The sequence below is a fragment of the Blautia sp. HCP3S3_H10_2 genome (assembly GCF_052122375.1).
GTDB lineage: Bacteria > Bacillota > Clostridia > Lachnospirales > Lachnospiraceae > Blautia_A.
In genome coordinates this window covers 206,314-225,865 of the sequence record NZ_JBQKCL010000008.1, presented here as the reverse complement: position 1 = coordinate 225,865, position 19,552 = coordinate 206,314, and the positions used below count along the sequence as shown (strand labels likewise).

Below are 19,552 nucleotides of genomic sequence, written 5' to 3'. Positions count from 1 at the left end.
AAATCAATGACGTTTTATTTCGTATACCCTTTAACCACTATTTCAGTACCTGATACATTGAAATGCTCATAGCTGTGGCTTATTCACTGAGATATGAAAGGTTGAAAAACCTTGAATTTTCAATAAAAACACTTGATTATATGAGGAGGATAGGGTATGGGATTATTTGATAAGAAAATCTGTGACATCTGCGGAGAGAAAATTGGTTTATTGGGAAATCGAAAACTGGATGACGGAAATCTGTGCAAGGATTGTGCGAAAAAATTGTCACCATGGTTTGAGGAGCGGCGGCATAGTACGGTAGAGGATATCAAACGTCAGCTGGAATATCGTGAAAAAAACAAAAAAGCGGTAATGGATTTTTGCATAACCCGCCAGATCAATACCAGAAATTACAATGTTTTTATTGATGATAATAAAGGAAATTTTACTGTCGCGCGGAAACTGGATGTCAATGAAAACCCGGACATAGTTCCTTTATCAGCCATTGTACAGTGCAGAGTTGATGTAGATCAACAGCAGCATGAGGAAACATATACAAAGGATGGAGAAAATGTAAGTTATCAGCCACCGGTATATAAATATGAATTTGATTATACCATGCGTATTAAAGTGAGAACTCAGTGGTTTGATGATATGGATTTTCGCCTGAATACTTTTTCCATAAGCAGTGATAAAAGAAGAGAACTGATGGAAGTGGAGCAGACCGCTTATCAGATTATTGCAGCACTGACACCAAACGCAGCCGGAATGCAGTCCGGAATGCCGGGAATGAACATGAATGGAGGAATGCAGCCCGGGATGCCGGGAATGAACATGAACGGAGGAATGCAACCCGGGATGCCGGGAATGAACATGAACGGAGGAATGCAGTCCGGAATGCCGGGAATGAACATGAATGGAGGAATGCAGCCCGGGATGCCGGGAATGAACATGAACGGAGGAATGCAGTCCGGAATGCCGGGAATGAACATGAATGGAGGAATGCAGCCCGGGATGTCGGGAATGAACATGAACGGAGGAATGCAACTCGGGATGCCGGGAATGAACATGAACGGAGGAATGCAGTCCGGAATGCAGGGAATGAATATGAACGGAGGAATGCAGCAGAATAGCAGTTCGTGGAAATGTCAGTGTGGTGCAGAGAATACCGGAAGGTTTTGTGAATACTGTGGTCAGCCAAGACCGTTTTAAGCAATGATTAAACAGAGTGGACATAATTGTTCACTCTGTTTGTGATAAAAACTCTGAAAATAGAAGATTTCTCTGAAAACTATATGATAAAATTGTGCCTTATGGTATAATTATTATAAAAATATATTGGCAAGAGAGGAATTTTCATGACATATAATAAAAAGAGGACTCTGTCATATGGAGTGATTTTGATAAGTGTGTTGCTGGCTTATTTCTGCAGGCAGGCGAGACCGGAAAATGTTTTCATGAGAAATCTGGCAGATCAGTGCCGTAACTGTATTTATCTGGGAATGTACTGTGCCTGGGTGATTTATCTGGAGAAGCATGTAGTACATAGAAAAACGCGCAGATGCCTGACTGCAATTGGCTGTCTGATGGTATTCTGGTTCTTTGTGCGGACAGTAAAATTTCATATTTTTCATGATCCTCTTGGAGAACATATCTGCTGGTACCTATATTATATTCCCATGATTCTGATTCCGGTTCTGGGTTTGGCAGCGGCAATGTTTTTGGGTGAAAAGGAGGAAGAGAAAACGGTCAGAAAGATCATAATTTTGCTGACTGTGGCGGCGGTATTGATCGTAAGTGTTTTTACAAATGATTTGCATCAGCTGGTATTTCGTTTTTCCAAACAGCCTCCGTTTTCGGATAAAGATTACAGCTATGGCATTGTTTTTATGGTGATCCAGGGATGGATCTTGATCTGTCTGACAGGGATGGAAATCATACTGATCAGAAAAAGCAGAATTCCGGGAAAGAAACAGTTCTGGCTGCCGATGATTCCGGGAATATTGCTTCTGGGGTGGAATATCGGAAATATACTCCGCCTGCCTTTCATTAAAATCGTTGCAGGGGATATGACGGCAGTGTGCTGCCTTTTAATGGCGGCAATTTTTCAGGGGTGCATATTATGTGGATTGATACAGACCAATAATCGATATTTTGAATTATTCCAGACTTCGGGAGGACTGGATGCAGAGATTACAGATTATTCTTTTCAGCGCTATTATCATTCCGGCGATTTTCCTGAGCTGTCACCTGAACTACGTAAAATCATAATAGACAGATCATCAGTACAGGAACAGGGAATCCGGATCAACCATATTCCTATAAGGGGAGGACATTTGTTTTGGTCAGAGGATATTTCGGTACTGCTGGATCAGTATCAGGATATTCGGGAACAGCAGGAGGAACTGACGGCCAGAAACCGTCTGTTACAGAAAGCTTATCAGAAAGAGGCTGAGCGTAGAAAGACAGAAGAACAGAACCGTCTGTTAAATATGATACAGAATCAGACCGCCGGTCAGCTGGAATTGCTGTCACAGTTTATGAATGAGCTGGAGCGGACAGAGTCGAGGGAACAATATGATCGGATTCTCGGTAAAATTGTAGTTGTTGGTACGTATTTGAAGCGGAGGAAGAATCTGGTACTTACACAATATGCATCAGAGGGAAATCTGCTTACAATGGAAGATCTCAGACAAAGCCTGGCGGAATCCTGTGACAGCTTAAAATTATGCAGGATCCGGGCTGCCTACTACGTGGAAAATGTGGATGTGCAGCTGAATGCAGATGATATACTAAAATGCTATGACACCTTTGAATGGCTTGTGGAACGATTGGTTGATATCATGCAGTCTGTTTTTTACCGTGTGTCGCAGATTGATGATGCTCTGCGGATTTCAGTTCATATTGTATCAGAGGCGGATCTGCGTGGATTCATGTCAGAAAGACCGGAATTAAAAGTGCAGCAGGAAGATGAAAACGAATGGTTTATCAGATGTATCGTCTTCAGAAAGAGAGGCGGAAGATGATCAGTTTTGTGGAATGCAGTATGGCAATGCAGGATTTTCTAATGATTCTTCTTGAAATCTGTATGATTCTGGAATTAATCCTCCTGTTGGTAAGAATCACCTGCTTTTCCGGGAAAAAGAAAATCGTAACGGCAGTGGCTGTCTTTGCTGTTTCTTTTATGTTCATGGGCGCTCTGATGAATGATCACAGATATTGTCTGGGAGAAAGTTCCTATCAGCCAATGCTTCAGGGTTATCCGGTCAGTGTTTTAATGGTAGTAGTTATGGGATTGGTGCTTTATCTTTGCAGGGCAATCCGGAGCGAGAGACACAGATATCATCATTCTCTGTCTTACTGGTCCGTGAATGAGGCTGTGAATGATGTTCCCTGTGGGGTCTGTTTTTCGGATCCTCTTGGAAGGATTGTTTTGTGTAATACCAAGATTCAGGAGCTGAGCAGAATCATGACAGGTTCTTATCTGCAGGATTATGAGGCATTAAGAAAAGCAATGAGTGGGGAACCTGAATCGGAAGGTCTTTGCAGATTGAGCAAAGACAGTAATGTGTTTTATTTTCCTGATGGTTCCGTCTGGATGTTTCAGGAGTATGGTTTGCAGGAACCGGATTGTGCAGGATATCTGCAGACAGTGGCAGTTAATGTATCAGAAATTTATTACAATGGTGAAAAGATCAGGGCAAACAATGAAAAGCTGGAAATTCTGAATCATAAGCTGGAGGAAATGTACGAAAAAATCGGAGATAAAATCAGAGAGCAGGAGACGCTTGTCATGAAAATGCAGGTTCATGACAATTTTGGACGAAGTCTTCTGTCAATACGCAGAATACTGGAAAGAAAAGAAGATCCGGATAAAATGGATAAACAGTTGTCTGTATTGAAACATCTGGTTTATATTCTTACCGGTTCTGCTGTTGAGAGTATGGAGGAAGTATATGAGGATACGATCAGACATGCAGAAGAGCTTGGAATTTCAGTTCAGATCAGTGGGAACTTTCCCATGCATCCATCTTACAGGCTTCTGACAGACAGGGCAATCCGTGAATGTGTGACAAACTGTGCCAGACATGCCCATGGTAGCACTGTTTGGGTGAAGATAGACAAAAATGCAGATGAATATACTGTTCAGATTACCAATGATGGAGAGGTGCCTGACAAAAATGCAGAAGAAGGCGGTGGTTTATCTGCGCTGAGAAAGGCGGCTGAATCAGGGAAATGCAGGATGCAGGTTTCTTTTTCCCCTGAGTTTTGTCTGATATTGAAAATGCCTCTGGCAGAAAGGATGGGATTCGATGGTACGGATACTGATAGTAGAAGATCAGAAGATCATGCAGAAGTATTTTGAATATATTATTATGCAGGAGCCGGAATTCCGACATGTTCAGACGGTTTCAGATGCACGTGAAGCTGTAAAAATCTGTGATTATTCGGCAATTGATCTTGTGATCATGGATGTGCAGACGTTTCATAATCATGATGGGCTCAGTGCCGGAAAAGAGATCAGGGAAAAGTATCCATATACCAAGGTATTAATTGTTACTTCTTTGATCGATCCCAAGGTGCTGGAGAGGGCAAAGAGTGGATGCGCAGACAGTCTCTGGTATAAGGATCACGGGGAAGAGGAAATACGGAGTGTGATCCACAGAACGCTAAATGGTGAGCGTGTATTTCCGGATGTGACACCGAAGGTGGAGCTTAACTGGATCACAAGCGGCGATATCAGTCCGAGACAGCTGGAGATGCTCCGCCTGTATATCCGTGGAATGTCATATTCAGAGATTGCGCGGGAAATGAAATGTTCTACCTCCGGGGTGAGATGGAATTTTCAGGAAATGATCGCCAGAGCAGGATACAGTTGTAAAGAAGATCTGATAGCGGCTGCACTGGAAAGTAAGCTGATTGTAACTACGTTGAAATAGAGATTTGATAAAATGTAAAGTGATTCTGGTAGGAGCAGAAAGGGGATGAGAGTATGAAAAAATATTCTGTTGCTGTATGTGTTTGTGCGGTACTGTTGTCTTTTGGTATCCATGGTGGAGGTATGAGAGAAGTATTTGCCAGAGCACCTGGGGCAGATGAGAATCTGGCAATTCTGCAGGACATTATCAGGGAAAATGAATGTCAGGCCGGAATGGCATTTCTGGGATATACCTATGAAGGTGCAGAGGCAGCAGAGATACTTGAATATACCAGACAGGGAGAAGTGGCAGCTGCGTATCCTTTTTTACAGGATGGAACAGTGGTTGATGCAGGGGGATATGAAATTTATGCCATTGTCCCGGGGGATGATTGCAGGGTCAGCGTTTATCCGGCTCAGCCTACGGAAGAAGGGGAATATCTGGATGATCTGAACTCTCCATACTATAGGGGACAGGAGAATGAAATCATTATCCTGCGCTGCAATGTGAGTGAGATTCATTCCAATGTGATGGTTTCTGTACAGAAGCAGGATATGAGTGTGCAATATCATCCTATGGTGTCGTTAAAGGATGGACATCTTGCAGCAGAAACCCACTGCTATGATTTCTCCATATATTATAATTGGGATGAGTATGACCCGGGGTATGATTCAGAACTGGATATCAGGATTGCCAGAGAACAGCTCTCAGTAACAGATGAAGTCAGCTATTACCTTGGTCTTGGTATGTCTCTGTGGTATACAGGTACCGAGGAGTACATTGAAGGAAGAAATTGTCCGGTATTTGTTCTGGGAACAGATCATGAGGATTATTTTACAAAAGAACATTATTATGCAGTAGGAGATAATGTGGTTTATTATTATGATCCGTCAGGTGACGCATGGCTTCTGCTAGGTGCAGGCTGACAGAAGCTTCACCAATATATCATAGAATTTTGATTAATCTGAGAAAGAGGAAACAGACATGAATGATTTTTTGACAGAAAAAAATAAAAAAGCAGGGGTGTTGGGAAAACTGAAGTGGGTTCTTTGTGGCTTCTGCATACTTTTATCCCTGGGAGCCATTGGTGCATCGGGGAAGTATATTGGTGAAGGACGCTGGGGAATGGCAGTAACAGAGATTCTGCTTTGCCTGTTATTTTTATATCCGACTTTCAGGGAAGTCCAGAAAGCATTACGGAAGAAAAAAGTCAGGGAAATTGCCTGCTGGTTTGAATCTTATGCCCAGAATACGGTTTCATTTGAAAAACTTGAACAGGAGCTGGGAAAAGGCGCAGTAAAAAAACTGGAAAAATTTATTGCCGGGGGATATATCCGGAATATCCAGATAGACAGAGAAGGAAATTATATTATGATTACTGCACCAAACAGACGTGTAAATGAAAAGATTTATATTACAGTTACCTGTACCAGCTGCGGTGCAAAGAATCAGGTAATAAAAGGACGTCTGAGCAATTGTGAATATTGCGGACAGCGTCTTAACTCATGATAAAAGCTCTATGAATTAGAGAAGGAAAAAGGTTATGTAACGAAAGGAAGGAGTCAGAAAGGAGAAATCTATGAAAAGTTTAAAAAGAGTGATGCTTCCGATTGTATTTTTGTGTGTTTGTCTTTTGTGTGCATGTGGTGCGAAAAAATCTGAAAAAGCAGCGCCCACAGCAACTCCTGCACCTACGGCAACACCCACACCACTGCCGGAGTATAAAGAATATGATTATGGGCAGGGGAAATTTACGGTTACTCTTCCCTATGAAGCAGAAGAACCGACAGAAAAAGAAGGGTATCTGGAATTTACAGATCCAGACGGGAAATGGACAATGACACTTGCTCCTATAACAGCGGGACAGCTTTCTAATCGCATTACGGAGCTTGAATATGCACAGAATGCCCGTGAAGGAGGAGCAAAACAGGTAAAAACAGAAGAAACCATTATCAGTGGTATGAATGCAATTGTATTCAGCTCTAATCTGGATGAAGCTAAAAACGGACCGGATCAGACTGCAGTATATCTGGGAAGCGGAGAATATGCTGCAATTCTGAAATATGAGGATCATTATGTGGGAAACTGGGATGGTCTGAAGATTGAAGTAAAAACAACAGAGCGTTTTGATGATATCTATACTGTGATGGAAGATAAGCTGATACAGACGGTGATGAAAGGAATAAAATTCCAGGAAGGAATTGAGTATGAAGAGGTGACTGCCAAAGGAATTTCTGTGAAACTGCCAACCCGGTGGCAGGGCAGAGAATATGCAGAGTTCTTTGTGAATGGAAAGATCCAGTGTGCTTATGAGGGCAACCTGAATATTCAGATCATCCACTTCCCGGATGCAAAGAAAAATGCAGAAAGAAAGGCAGACGGAGAAATAAAAGAAACAGATGTGGGGGAAAGCCATTACTATGTGGCATGCCGCAGGAAGGAAGGAGACATTACCCTTTACAGGGATCTGACAGATCAGTATATTTTAAGCATACTGGTGAGTATTCCAGATTGTCCGGAAGAAGAACTTTGGAAATTCCTGGACAGGGAAGAGATGAAAACATTGCTGGAAAGTCTGGAGATTGACCTGGAACAGCTTGAGAAGGAACAGCAGGATAATGGTGGCTATGAGAAAAATGGCTATGAGGAGCTGAGTGGTTATACAGGAGAAGGAACGGAGCTTGTTCTGCCTTCCAGCATTGAAGACACGGTAATGAATGGTGTTGCTACACTGGCATTTAAGGATAATACAAAAATTACTTCTGTTGAAGTTCCGGAGGGAATGCGTTATATTGATGTTTCAGCATTTGAGGGCTGCACCAGTCTGAAAAAAATAATACTTCCGGATTCTCTGACCTGGATTGGAGGCTATGCTTTCTCAGGCTGTACCAGTCTGGAAACTGTGGTTTTCGGTAATCAGGCAGTAGAAATTGAAGGATCTGCATTCAGAGATTGTGTAGCCTTGAGAGATGTGGAACTGCCTGCCAGTGAAAATTATCTTTGGGATTCCGCTTTCAGTGGAGCAGGAGCCGGGGGATACATACATATAGGAGATGGTTCAACAGTAAAAGGCTGTTGCTTCATGGACACTGGATTTGAGGAAGCTGTCTTTGGAAAGGAATGTATTTTCGAAGGATTCGGAACTTTTTCCGGATCAAAAATCAAAAAGATCACATTGGGTGAAGGGATAACGGAATTACCGTCAACATTTGCTTCCTTCTGTGATAATCTGGAGCAGGTAGATATGCCGGAAAGTCTGACGAAAATACCGGATGACTGTTTTTCGGCAAGTCCAAAGATGGAAAAAGAACAGTAGATTTATCAGATGTGTTCAATCAAAAATAGCGGCAGTGTTGCCGCTATTTTTATGTGTGCCATAGCGGCGCACGTTTCTAACGGGTTAAAGTCCCGAATCCGCCCGGTAGTGGGAAGGATATAGCCGAAGGCAAGGGTGTCCATCGTGAGATGGAATCTGAAGGAAGCTGGATGTGAGGAACATACTAACTCACGGGCAAATCTCTGGTCTGACGAACAGAAATCTCATATGAGGTCATGCATGAGGGTAAGATTGCAGCTCAAATTGAAGCCCAATAACTACACGGAATATGGAATGTAGAATATTTATTGAAAAACCAATGTGCTTTAATTCATTTATAAAACTGATATTTAATAATTTTTATCCTGATTGCAAGATTTATTTGGACCCCAATGATTATATATCTTTTGAGGTTGATGATAATTACGAATATGTAGAAGGTTTGACTAAAATTGTGTGTTAAGAAAAAAGAAGATAGCCAGTTTTATAAAAGTGGAATCAATATAGAATATATACAAAATAACGTCAGAAAATCATTGGTTAGAGAATATACATATTTAAGAAAGTTAAAAGGATTAACTCAAGCAGAGGTGGCAGAGAGAGCAGGAATTTCGAGAACAAATATATCAAGATTCGAAAGTGGGGAATATAATCCAACATTAGAGATGTTGGTAAAATTAGCAACAGCGATGGATTTGGATATTTTAGTTACATTAAAACCTAAAAATAATAATGATACAGAGTGTGACAATGACGTAACATCCTTTCCACCTACTTTGTGACAATTATATAACGTCCTCTATACAGAAATATGCGGTTTTAAGCCATTTTCGTGGCAAAAAAGCCGCATATTTTTTGTAGCAATGAATTGACATCCTCGGGGGTGTTGTGTGTGAGGGACAGTCTGCCGAATTGATGTTTTGCCTGATTTTGGATGAATACATGTTTGTGTAATGAAATGGATGTGTCGGTTAAATATAATTGAAATAACATATGAAATGCCATATAATGAAAAATAAATAGATATATTATATGAACAAAAAGAAAATGGCAAAGCTTCAGAAAACTGGGAAGTGCAGCTGGATGATGGAGGTGGGATATATGGACTCGGTGACTATGAAATCTATATTTGAGATTGGTGAAACGATTGCAGTAGAATTCAAACGCTGTGGAAATGGAATTGAGAATGATGTTTATGAAACTGTCTGTTCATTTCTGAACCGTTTTGGTGGAGATCTTTTTATGGGTGTATTAGATGATGGTACTGTATCAGGTGTCTCAGAAAAAGCAGCTGCGGATATGGTTAAGAATTTTATCAGTTGCATTAGTAACCCGTCTCTGTTTTCGCCTACAATATATCTGTCTCCAAAGATAGTAAATTATGAAGATAAGATTATTATCCATGTGCATGTCCCACCAAGTGCAGAGGTTCATAGTTATAAAAAAGTAATATATGACCGGGTAGATGATGCGGATGTGAAGGTTACAGCTACAGCACAAATTGCGCAGATGTATATACGGAAGCAGGATATTTTTACAGAAAGAAAAATCTACCCATATGTGAAAATGGAAGATTTGCGATTGGATTTATTACCAAAGCTTCGAATTATGGCAGCAAATAACAGTAATGGTCAGGGACATCCGTGGAATACTATGTCAGATGAGGAACTGTTAAGGAGTGCTCATCTTTATGGGACAGATCGTATTACCGGAGCAAAAGGATATAATCTTGCAGCAGTGATGCTTCTTGGTAAAGATGATGTTATCTTGGATGTTGCACCAGCCTATGTGACGGATGCATTGCTTAGGAAAATCAATTCGGATCGTTATGACGATCGGGAGATTATCAAAACAAATCTAATCGAAAGCTATGAGCAGTTGATGGAGTTTGGCCGAAAACATCTGTTGGATAAATTTTTTCTGGAAGGAGATCAGAGAAAGAGTCTACGTAATATTATTAGCCGTGAAATGATTGCCAATACGTTGATCCATAGAGAATATACAAGTTCTTATCAGGCAAAATTTGTAATTGAAAGGGAAAGAATGTATGTTGAGAACGCAAATAGGGCTTCTCAGTATGCTATTATAACACCGGATAATCTGGAACCTAATCCAAAGAATCCGATTATTGCATCGTTTTTCAGAAATATAGGGTATGCGGATCAACTGGGATCAGGTGTGAGAAATCTTTACAAATACAGTAAATATTATTCTGGGAAAGAGCCTGAATTTATAGAAGGGGATGTGTTTAGAATTATTGTTCCCCTTGATGATGAATATTTAGACAATAAGCTTACTACCCAAGCCACCCAAACTACCCAAGCCACCCAAGCTGCGGTGAAGAATGGTGAACTTATTGGAGAAAGTATAGAATCGGTAATTCTTGATCTGATTGCATTGGATACAACTTTGTCTCAAAGTCAGATTGCAAAACGTTTGAATTTAAATCTGAACACCGTAAAATACTATATCAGAAAGTTGAAGAAGACAGGTCAGATTGAAAGGATAGGGTCTTCCCAGAAGGGGAAATGGGTTGTTGTGGATAAACAGAGTTATCATTGAAATAAATGATTAAATAAGAAGAATAAACAGGGAGTTTCCGTTTTCATTGCCACAAGGTACGAATATCATTGCCAGTGGCGATGAAAATGGTAATTGGCAATAAAAAAGAAACGAGCAGCCCGCTTGAGTAAAATACTGTACGGTGAGAACCCATTTCTTCTGTAAATTATTCTATGGGAAACAGATACTTTTGTCAATAGAAAAAGATTACATTTAACAGGTACATAAGACCGCTGCAATTTCGTCCTTAGCAGGATGGAATTCGCAGCGGTTTAGCCTTTATGGAGTAAATAAAAAATAAAAATTTATTAGTCCTTACTTGACAGCAGCATACGGAGAGAAAGTGAAGGCATATTTGCGGCGTGGTGCAAAGGCACTGCCGGGGGTGGAAAATTATACTAATGAATTAACGGGATGGGGGAGCTTGTGTGTTTCAGAAAGCATACCAAAGTAAAGTGATTGAAATACAAAATGTGCAGATTTCTATTTCAAAACAAGAGTTAGATGATTATATTTGTATTACAGATATTGCTAAGGCAAAGTCAGGAGATTCTCATTGTGCAGATATTGTGAAAAACTGGTTAAGAAACAGAAATACATTGAAATTTTTGGAAACTTAGGAGAAAAGTTTCGGAAGGGGTAAATAAAACAAATGCCATTGGATTATATGTAAAGTGTGGAAAATATGGTGGCACATATGCATATAAGGACATTGCGATTGAACAGCAATTGATTTTACCTCAAATATATCGTATCATGAGTTGTAATTTAAACAATCTATACGGAGAAATATGTGGGGTATAACATGAAGAAAAAACGAAAAATAATTATCGCAATATGTCTTACCGTAATTTTAGTCCTTGGAATTGGATGTGGCAGTTACCTGGCTGATTATTACAGAGCCGATAATGCAGCAGAGGCAGCGATGACATATCAGGACGATGATGTAGAAATCGAACAAAACAAAACGCTTATTTCTTTTGTTCCAAAGAATGCGGTATCCGGTATGATTTTTTACCCGGGAGGCAAAGTGCAATGCGAAGCTTATGCACCATTGATGCTTGTATGTGCGAAAAAAGGAGTGCTTTGCGTACTGGTAAGAATGCCTGGTAATCTGGCTGTATTGAAACCAAATGCAGCAGATGGAATTCAAGAAAAATATCCACAGATTAAAAACTGGTATATGGGTGGACATTCCTTAGGAGGTGCAATGGCTGCGAACTATGTAAGCAAGCATGCAGAAGAATACAAAGGACTGATTCTTCTGGCCGCTTATTCTACAAGTGATCTAAGCAAGACACCGCTGAAAGTGCTCAGCATCTACGGCTCTGAGGATGGCGTATTGAAGAGAGAATCTTATGAAAAAAACAAAGAGCATCTTCCGAAGAATTTTACAGAAAAGGTTCTGGAAGGTGGATGCCATGGATATTTTGGCAGCTACGGAATGCAAAAGGGAGACGGAATCCCGTCTATTACCAATGAGGAACAGGTACAGCAGACAGCGGAGGCCATTTCAGTATTTATCCTGGGTTAATCGTTGACGCGAAATTTTTCAGAGTGCTTGACAAGTATTAGTATATAATCCATAATCCTAATTAAGAAGAACTGCTTCGAAAAAATGGAAATGGAGGAAATCATAATGGCAGCAAACAAGTACGCAGGAACACAGACTGAGAAGAACTTACAGGAGGCATTCGCAGGAGAGTCACAGGCGAGAAATAAATACACTTATTTCGCATCTGTAGCGAAGAAGGAAGGCTACGAGCAGATGTCAGCTTTATTCCTGAAAACCGCAGATAATGAAAAAGAGCATGCAAAAATGTGGTTTAAGGAATTAGCAGGAATCGGTAATACGAAAGAGAATCTTGCAGCAGCTGCAGAGGGCGAGAATTACGAGTGGACAGATATGTATGAAGGCTTTGCCAAGACCGCAGAGGAAGAAGGCTTCCCGGAACTGGCTGCGAAATTCAGAGCAGTAGGAGAAATCGAGAAGCATCACGAAGAAAGATATCGTGCATTACTTAAAAATATCGAGACTGCCCAGGTATTTGAGAAAAGCGAAGTGAAGGTATGGGAATGCCGTAACTGCGGTCATATCGTAGTTGGAACAAAGGCTCCTGAGGTTTGTCCGGTATGTGCACATCCGCAGAGCTATTTTGAAGTACATGCTGAGAATTACTAAAAAAGTTATTAAGAAGAGAAATCATGCTGATAACAGATATTTGCATTGATCGTGAAATGCAGAAGACCATCTTTTATGACGATCCCCTTCAGAAGCATAGCCTGTATATTGTAGAGTATGATAACTATATGCGGGAACTGATTCCCTGGCATTGGCATAATGAACTGGAACTGATCTATATTGCAAGCGGAGCCTGTATTTATCGCACAAACCGCAAAGAGTACAGGCTGCAGGCTGGCAATGCCATTTATCTGAATCCAGGGGTACTTCATGCTTTGAAGCCTATTGAAAAAAATACTGTCTCCTATGCGAATCTGTTTGACAGGACGTTTCTGACAGGGACTGACGGAAGCTACTTTGATCTGCATTATGTGGCTCCGGTCTTTCACCAGAAAGCAGTGGAAGCAGTCCCGATTTATCATGATTCGGAAGAAGAAAAGGCAGTTTTGAACCTGATAAGGCAGACAATTGCTTTATGCCGGGGTGAACCGCCTTTTTTTGCGTTAACGCTGCGGAGTATTCTTTCTAAGATATGGATATACATATAGCAACGTGTGCAGGAAGCAGAGCCCGGTCAGGGCATGGCGCAGATGGAGGCAAATGATATTCGTGTAAAACAGATGCTGCTTTATATCATGGAACATTATCAGAGTAGAATTTCTGTCAGGGAACTGGCGGGAGCTGCCAATATCAGTGAGCGGGAATGCTACCGTCTGTTTAAACAATATCTGGGACAAAGTCCGAATCTGGTTGTGCAGTCCTATCGGATCCAGAGAGCGAAAAATCTGCTTAGCACTACAGGAATGCCCGTTACTGAAATTTCATGTGCAACCGGTTTTGAAAGCATTAGTTATTTCAGTAAGATATTTAAGCGTCTGACCAACATGACACCGTTGGAATTTCGTTCTTTTCAGAAAAGTGGATGGAAGAAAACGTAAATTAACAGAAAAAAAAGTTAATAGAATAATACGATTATCAAAATATGGCAGGATTGTTATAAAAACAGTCGTGTTACTTCTTCCAAAATATAAATTGTGGCAGTATACTTCTTCCATAATATATAACGCACGGAAGGAGTAATACATGATGAAAACAACAGAAAAAACTTTAAAGCAGTTGTTCTGGCCTATTTTTATAGAGTATGCATTGCTGATGCTGGTAGGGGTAGCTGATACGGTTATGCTTTCTTTGGTCAGTGACCAGGCTGTGGCAGGAGTTGGAACAGCAAACACATATAGTTGGCTGGCGCGTAGGGGAGCACCGGTTTGAAGACAGTTACCGTGAAACGATGAAAGCGGTGAAATACGGTACATTGATCTCAGGAACAGTGGCCTTTGTGTGTGTGTTTATTACCAGACCGGTGTTGGGGATACTGACGGATAATCAACTTATACTGGCCTGCGTAGTGCCGGTTATGCTTATTAATGTTCTGAAGGAATTAGGACGCGCTGGAAATTATATCATTGGAACTGCACTGAAATCCTCCGGAGATGCCACAATTACAGTTATTATGGGTATCATATCCATGCCAGCCTGTGCTTTTCTGGGAAGCTATGTATTAGGTCTTCGCCTTGGATGGGGAATTTATGGCGCATGGACCGGAATGGCATGCGACGAGTGCATAAGGTGTATCTGGATGTATTTCCGTCTTCATAGCAGGAAGTGGGAGAAAAAGGCTCTGGTTCAGGCGAAGTAAATGTGTAAGTGAAATGGTTAGAAACAGCGCAGGTTTTCTTAATGAAAAAGATTTGGAAGTTATAGTTTCTAAAATAGAAACGATCATGGCGAAAATGGAATTGCAAAAATAATTTGAATGGTGTTAAAATAATATCGTCAAGAGGCATAAAAAGGAGCAGCAAAACGTTTGTTATATATGCTCTGATGCCGAAGAAAAAATTCAAAGGAGTGAAAATCATGCGTGTAAAATCAATACAGAACATTGACGGCTTTTTCAGAGCACTTGAGAAATGCCATGGAAGAGTGGAACTGATCACAGATGAGAAAGATGTGTTAAATCTTGCCTCCAAGCTGACACAGTATATCGGGCTTACCAGAGTATTCAGCAACCCGGACATAGAATCCTATGAGATCGTATGCTATGATGCAGAGGATTATGCATTGTTGAAAGAATTCCTGGTTCCGGTTAAATAATAATGTTGGGGCCTGTTTGAAAAATTACATACGATTCAAAGTTAAAGGAAAGGCTGCATTGTATAAAGAAGTTTCGTTTTACGAAGGAAATCTTTATACAATGCAGTTTTATTATGGTCTGTTTAGAGTTTTGTTTTCTTCCATATATCAATGCCCTCCAATCGTATGTTTTGATAATATAATAGCTGGTTGCTTTTCCTGCTGTCTCCGAATTATATGTTATTGGAAGGAAAGTATCAACGCAAAATTGCGTGGAAACATAAAGCGTCTATTAACTGTATAAATTTCTGGATTGTTTTTATAAAAAATATATCGTATGATACAGTTACAAGTTCAAAAAATGTATACAGAAGGAGCAAAATAATATGGAGAATGTTTTTCACAGGGTGAGTATCAGAAAATATGAGGATAAGGCAGTAGAGAAAGAAAAAATCATACAGATACTGAAAGCGGGAATGCAGGCACCGAGTGCATGTAATCAGCAACCATGGGAATTTTATGTAGTGACAGACAAAGAGAAAATACAGGAATTGTCAAAGGCAACTCCATATTCCGGATGTGCGGCAGGAGCCCCGGTTGTCATTGTACCGGTGTATCGCACGAAAGGTCTGGTTGTACAGGATATGGCTCAGATTGATATGGCTATTGCCCAGGAAAATATCTGGCTGGAAACGGATGCACTGGGACTTGGCGGTGTGTGGATCGGGATTGCGCCGATGCAGGACAGAATGAACCTGGTTCATGAAATACTGAATCTTCCGGAAAATCTGGAAGTATTTTCTCTGTTTGCAATGGGGTATCCGGCAGAAACACGAGAACAGCAGAATCGCTTTGATGAAACAAGAATTCATTTTGTTGAATAACTTTGAACAGTCTTGTTTGGGGGTACTGTTCACTGGTAACATTCCGCGAAGCGTGTTGCTGTGAACGAAGTGAACAGAAACTGTTTTGGGTATAGTAGGGGCTAACTACAGATATTTCCCCTTGACAATCAGGCATATATAAGGTTATACTACATACAATTTAATACGCACACCAAAAAGAGCGATGTTGTTCAATCACATCGCTCTTTTTGCATTTACATTTCTTATGATTCTTGAAGGGAGGATGCTTTATGGAGAGATTGAACGAGATTGTAACAAAAGTGGATGATTTTGTGTGGGGACCAGTTATGTTGCTTTTGCTTGTGGGAACCGGAGTATTTCTCACTGTTCGGACCAGATTCTTAACCTGGAGAAATCTGGGATATGCACTGAAAAGTACTCTCAGTAAAGAAGCGCGTACCAAAAGCCGTGGAGAGGGAGATGTTTCTCCGTTTTCCGCACTGACTACAGCCCTGGCAGCGACTATTGGAACCGGAAATATCGTAGGCGTAGCAACGGCTATGGTTTCCGGAGGTCCGGGCGCCCTGGTGTGGATGTGGATTTCCGCAGCTTTTGGACTCACTTCAAAATTTAGTGAATGTATGCTGGCAATAAAATACCGTGAAGTAAATGCCAAAGGGGAAATGAGCGGCGGTCCTATGTATACCATGAAAAAGGGGCTGAAAAATAAGACATTTGGTGTGATCCTGGCCTGGCTGTTTGCTTTTTTCGCTGTGATTGCTTCCTTTGGAATTGGAAACATGACGCAGGGAAATTCAATTGCAAGTGCACTCCATTCTACCTTTCATGTTCCCATGCAGGCATCAGGCATAATTATAACAATATTAACATTATTGATTGTTGTCGGTGGAATTAAATCGATATCCAAAGTATCTTCCGTTGTTGTTCCGGTTATGGCTATTTTCTATGTAATCTGCGGAATTGTTGTAATCTTTGGAAATATTTCCAATTTGCCTGCAGGTCTTGCCATGATCTTTCGGATGGCATTTTCCACAAAGGCAGTTGGCGGCGGTCTTTGCGGTACGATTGTTGCTTCTATGATGAGTGCTATGCGTTATGGTGTGGCACGAGGTGTTTTTTCAAATGAGGCAGGTATGGGTTCCGCTGCTATTACGGCGGCTGCAGCGACGACAGATAATCCGGTTCGGCAAGGTTACATAAATATGACCGGAACATTCTGGGATACTATTGTGGTTTGTACGATTACCGGACTTGCCATTGCTTCTTCTGGAGTACTGGGAACTACAGACGCAGCAGGAAATATACTTACAGGTTCAGATGTGACAATTGCAGCTTTTGAAACTGTTCTTGGCAGTTCTGGCGGATGGCTGGTGACAATTGGAATCACATTATTTGCATTTTCTACTATTCTTGGCTGGGAATATCATGGGGAAAAGGCATTTGAGTATTTGCTTGGAACTCATAAATATAATATGATTTACCGTGTTGTATTTTCCATAGTGGTGTATGTAGGCTGCACCCAGACACTTAGTCTGGTATGGAACTTCTCAGACATTGCCAATGCACTGATGGCAATTCCGAATCTGATCTGTATGCTGCTGCTTAGTGGGGAGATTGCGAAAGATATTGAAGAATTTCAATCGGAGATTCGAAGAAAAAAGTAAGAAGAATTACAAGTAAAAAAATAATTGTATAGTATAAAAAATAATCCTAAAAAGGGACTGGCGCACTAAATTTTATTAGTGCGCCAGTCCCACTGTTGCTTTAAGCGTTTACCTGTTTTTGCGCTTTTTCTTTCTTATTCAGATAAATAAAAAACATCACATTTAAAATAATTCCTACCAGTGTAGAGGTCGGTGCTGCCAGACCAATTTTGGTCAGGCTGGCATTTGGCTGGATACTCATGTAATAGGACATTGGCAGACGGACAAGCAGTGTCTGGAACAGGCCCTGGAACATAACCCAGAGGGTCTTATTGTTTCCATTGAAATAACCAACCATGCTGAACATAATAGCTGTTACGATGGTCTCAGGAGCAAAGCCCTTCAGATAATCGAAACCTTTCTGGATGACCGCTGTATCTGTGGAAAACAGACCGGCTAATACATCACCTTTTAGCATTACAAGTGCAAATACAATACATCCGAAAACAAGTCCGACACCGATTCCGGTAAACATGGATTGTTTCGCACGCTTTATTTTTCCTGCTCCCACATTCTGGGAAACAAAGGAGGCCATGGACTGCATCAGGGCACCTGGAACAAGCATAGCGAAGTTTACAATCTTGCAGGCAACACCGTAGCCGGAAGAAGCTTCCAGTCCAAGTCGGTTGACGAAAGCACAAAGTGCCAGGAAGGAAACTTGGGTAAGGAATTCCTGGAGTGCCAGCGGAAGTCCGATTCCAAGGAATTTTTTACACTGCGGATTGAAGCGGAAATCTGATTTACTGATGGAAAATGGAAGATTCTTTTTTACCAATATCACAATGGCACATACCACGCTGACTGCCTGTGCAAAAACAGTGGCAAGAGCAGCACCGGCAGCGTCCATATGAAATCCTGCAACCAGCAGCAGGTCACCAAAAATATTGACGATGCAGGCAACCAGAACGAACAACAATGGAGATTTGCTGTCTCCTAATCCACGGAAAATAGCAGCCAGAAGGTTATAAGCCACGATAAAGAAAATACCGCTTCCGCAAATGCGTACATAGCTGGTAGTCAGGTCAAGTGCTTCTGCAGGCGCCTGCATCAGTGTAGAAATCGGGTTGGCAAACACCACCATAATCACAAAAAGTGCCGCAGAAATTACTGCAAATACTACAACTGCGCCTCCGATGACAGAACCAATCTGTTCCGGTTTCTTTTCCCCGAGATAACGGGCAATGAGAACGGTAATACCCATTGCAAACTGGGTTACCACGAAGGTTACCAGATTGAGTACCTGGCTTCCTGTGGAAACGGCGGAAAGTCCGGAGGTGGAACCGAATCGTCCAACTACCAGAAGGTCAACTGCGCCGTAAGCTGCCTGCAGCACCAGAGCTCCCAGAATCGGAAGCATAAACAGGGCAAGCTTTTTCAGAATACTGCCCTGGGTAAAATCATTTTTTTCACTTGTCAAGGTTGATTCTCCTTTCACTCATAATCTTATAGAATTTTTCTATGGTCTGAATCATACAGATTGCCTCCTCATCAGAAATACTGTCCATATGAGACGACAACTCTTTAAAGTACTGTTTATTGTACTTTTCAGACAACGCCTTGCCTGCTTCTGTAACTGTGAGATAGGTGACACGACCATCAGAAGAAGAGGATTGTTTTTCTACATATCCCTTTGCTTCCATATCTTTGATGGTACGGGTTACACCGGGTCTTGGCAGTGCCAGAGCATCACTTACGTCTGATACCTTTACCTGAATACCTTTCGCATCCAGTGCTTCAATCACATCCAGGTACTGGATATAAGATGAGGCAACACCCTCTGGTAAGGGAGGAAGCATATCCCGGATCCGCTTGCCCTGGTAACAGGCATCAAGCATCCGTTTGATCAGTTCGATGTTCATACTCATTATCCTTTCGAAAACTTAAAATCATTT

At 41.3% G+C, this 19,552-nt stretch carries 21 protein-coding genes; 19 read left to right on the top strand and 2 right to left on the bottom strand.

What is annotated here, in order from left to right:
* Positions 1–156: 156 nt before the first annotated feature.
* The 19 genes from ACTQWB_RS11105 to ACTQWB_RS11015 all read left to right on the top strand — a co-directional run bounded on the left by ACTQWB_RS11105 (position 157) and on the right by ACTQWB_RS11015 (position 17,621).
* Complete coding sequence (locus ACTQWB_RS11105) at positions 157–1,194, top strand: DUF4428 domain-containing protein (protein ID WP_441501557.1); 1,038 nt, start codon at positions 157–159, stop codon at positions 1,192–1,194.
* Positions 1,195–1,340: 146 nt separating this feature from the next.
* Positions 1,341–3,008 carry a histidine kinase N-terminal 7TM domain-containing protein gene (locus ACTQWB_RS11100; RefSeq protein WP_441501558.1) on the top strand — a complete coding sequence of 556 codons (1,668 nt, stop codon included), beginning with the start codon at positions 1,341–1,343 and terminating at the stop codon, positions 3,006–3,008.
* Entirely contained in the window at positions 2,963–4,348 is a 1,386-nt protein-coding gene (locus tag ACTQWB_RS11095; RefSeq protein WP_441501559.1) for a sensor histidine kinase, read from the top strand. The genes ACTQWB_RS11100 and ACTQWB_RS11095 overlap by 46 nt, the downstream gene beginning before the upstream one ends.
* The gene (locus ACTQWB_RS11090; RefSeq protein ID WP_019160599.1) at positions 4,296–4,922 is read left to right on the top strand and encodes a response regulator transcription factor; all 627 of its coding nucleotides are present in this window, start codon (positions 4,296–4,298) and stop codon (positions 4,920–4,922) included. Before ACTQWB_RS11095 ends, ACTQWB_RS11090 begins: the two co-directional genes overlap by 53 nt.
* Before the next feature lie 53 nt (positions 4,923–4,975).
* Complete coding sequence (locus ACTQWB_RS11085; protein WP_441501560.1) at positions 4,976–5,827, top strand: hypothetical protein; 852 nt, start codon at positions 4,976–4,978, stop codon at positions 5,825–5,827.
* Positions 5,828–5,885: 58 nt separating this feature from the next.
* Positions 5,886–6,410 (top strand): hypothetical protein, encoded by a 525-nt coding sequence (locus ACTQWB_RS11080; RefSeq protein WP_441501561.1) that lies wholly within the window; start codon positions 5,886–5,888, stop codon positions 6,408–6,410.
* 70 nt (positions 6,411–6,480) lie between these two features.
* Positions 6,481–8,217 (top strand): leucine-rich repeat domain-containing protein, encoded by a 1,737-nt coding sequence (locus tag ACTQWB_RS11075; protein WP_441501562.1) that lies wholly within the window; start codon positions 6,481–6,483, stop codon positions 8,215–8,217.
* 452 nt (positions 8,218–8,669) lie between these two features.
* Positions 8,670–8,999, top strand: coding sequence for a helix-turn-helix domain-containing protein (locus ACTQWB_RS11070; protein WP_441501563.1), 330 nt, complete (start codon positions 8,670–8,672; stop codon positions 8,997–8,999).
* Positions 9,000–9,249: 250 nt separating this feature from the next.
* Positions 9,250–10,779, top strand: a complete 1,530-nt coding sequence (locus tag ACTQWB_RS11065; RefSeq protein ID WP_441501564.1) for an RNA-binding domain-containing protein — start codon at positions 9,250–9,252, stop codon at positions 10,777–10,779.
* Between the two features lie 428 nt (positions 10,780–11,207).
* Complete coding sequence (locus ACTQWB_RS11060; RefSeq protein ID WP_441501565.1) at positions 11,208–11,399, top strand: KilA-N domain-containing protein; 192 nt, start codon at positions 11,208–11,210, stop codon at positions 11,397–11,399.
* A gap of 185 nt (positions 11,400–11,584) precedes the next feature.
* Positions 11,585–12,313 carry an alpha/beta hydrolase gene (locus tag ACTQWB_RS11055; RefSeq protein WP_441501566.1) on the top strand — a complete coding sequence of 243 codons (729 nt, stop codon included), beginning with the start codon at positions 11,585–11,587 and terminating at the stop codon, positions 12,311–12,313.
* 105 nt (positions 12,314–12,418) lie between these two features.
* On the top strand, positions 12,419–12,961 hold the full coding sequence (rbr, locus tag ACTQWB_RS11050) for a rubrerythrin (RefSeq protein ID WP_441501567.1): 543 nt from the start codon (positions 12,419–12,421) through the stop codon (positions 12,959–12,961).
* A 23-nt stretch (positions 12,962–12,984) separates the two neighbouring features.
* Positions 12,985–13,509, top strand: coding sequence for an AraC family ligand binding domain-containing protein (locus ACTQWB_RS11045; RefSeq protein ID WP_441501568.1), 525 nt, complete (start codon positions 12,985–12,987; stop codon positions 13,507–13,509).
* 33 nt (positions 13,510–13,542) lie between these two features.
* Entirely contained in the window at positions 13,543–13,899 is a 357-nt protein-coding gene (locus tag ACTQWB_RS11040) for a helix-turn-helix domain-containing protein (RefSeq protein ID WP_441501569.1), read from the top strand.
* A 145-nt stretch (positions 13,900–14,044) separates the two neighbouring features.
* Positions 14,045–14,230 carry a hypothetical protein gene (locus tag ACTQWB_RS11035; RefSeq protein WP_441501570.1) on the top strand — a complete coding sequence of 62 codons (186 nt, stop codon included), beginning with the start codon at positions 14,045–14,047 and terminating at the stop codon, positions 14,228–14,230.
* On the top strand, positions 14,178–14,657 hold the full coding sequence (locus ACTQWB_RS11030; protein WP_441501571.1) for an MATE family efflux transporter: 480 nt from the start codon (positions 14,178–14,180) through the stop codon (positions 14,655–14,657). The genes ACTQWB_RS11035 and ACTQWB_RS11030 overlap by 53 nt, the downstream gene beginning before the upstream one ends.
* 218 nt (positions 14,658–14,875) lie before the next feature.
* The gene (locus ACTQWB_RS11025; protein WP_441501572.1) at positions 14,876–15,112 is read left to right on the top strand and encodes a polya polymerase; all 237 of its coding nucleotides are present in this window, start codon (positions 14,876–14,878) and stop codon (positions 15,110–15,112) included.
* Between the two features lie 365 nt (positions 15,113–15,477).
* Positions 15,478–15,975: a nitroreductase family protein gene (locus ACTQWB_RS11020; protein ID WP_441501573.1), complete on the top strand. Its 498-nt coding sequence runs from the start codon at positions 15,478–15,480 to the stop codon at positions 15,973–15,975.
* Positions 15,976–16,226: 251 nt separating this feature from the next.
* Positions 16,227–17,621 carry an alanine/glycine:cation symporter family protein gene (locus ACTQWB_RS11015; RefSeq protein ID WP_441501574.1) on the top strand — a complete coding sequence of 465 codons (1,395 nt, stop codon included), beginning with the start codon at positions 16,227–16,229 and terminating at the stop codon, positions 17,619–17,621.
* A 100-nt stretch (positions 17,622–17,721) separates the two neighbouring features.
* Here ACTQWB_RS11015 and ACTQWB_RS11010 read toward each other — a convergent pair whose 3' ends face one another.
* Both ACTQWB_RS11010 and ACTQWB_RS11005 read right to left on the bottom strand, forming a co-directional pair.
* Entirely contained in the window at positions 17,722–19,077 is a 1,356-nt protein-coding gene (locus ACTQWB_RS11010) for an MATE family efflux transporter (RefSeq protein WP_441501575.1), read from the bottom strand.
* Positions 19,067–19,519, bottom strand: a complete 453-nt coding sequence (locus ACTQWB_RS11005; protein ID WP_441501576.1) for a MarR family winged helix-turn-helix transcriptional regulator — start codon at positions 19,517–19,519, stop codon at positions 19,067–19,069. The genes ACTQWB_RS11010 and ACTQWB_RS11005 overlap by 11 nt, the downstream gene beginning before the upstream one ends.
* Positions 19,520–19,552: the final 33 nt, after the last annotated feature.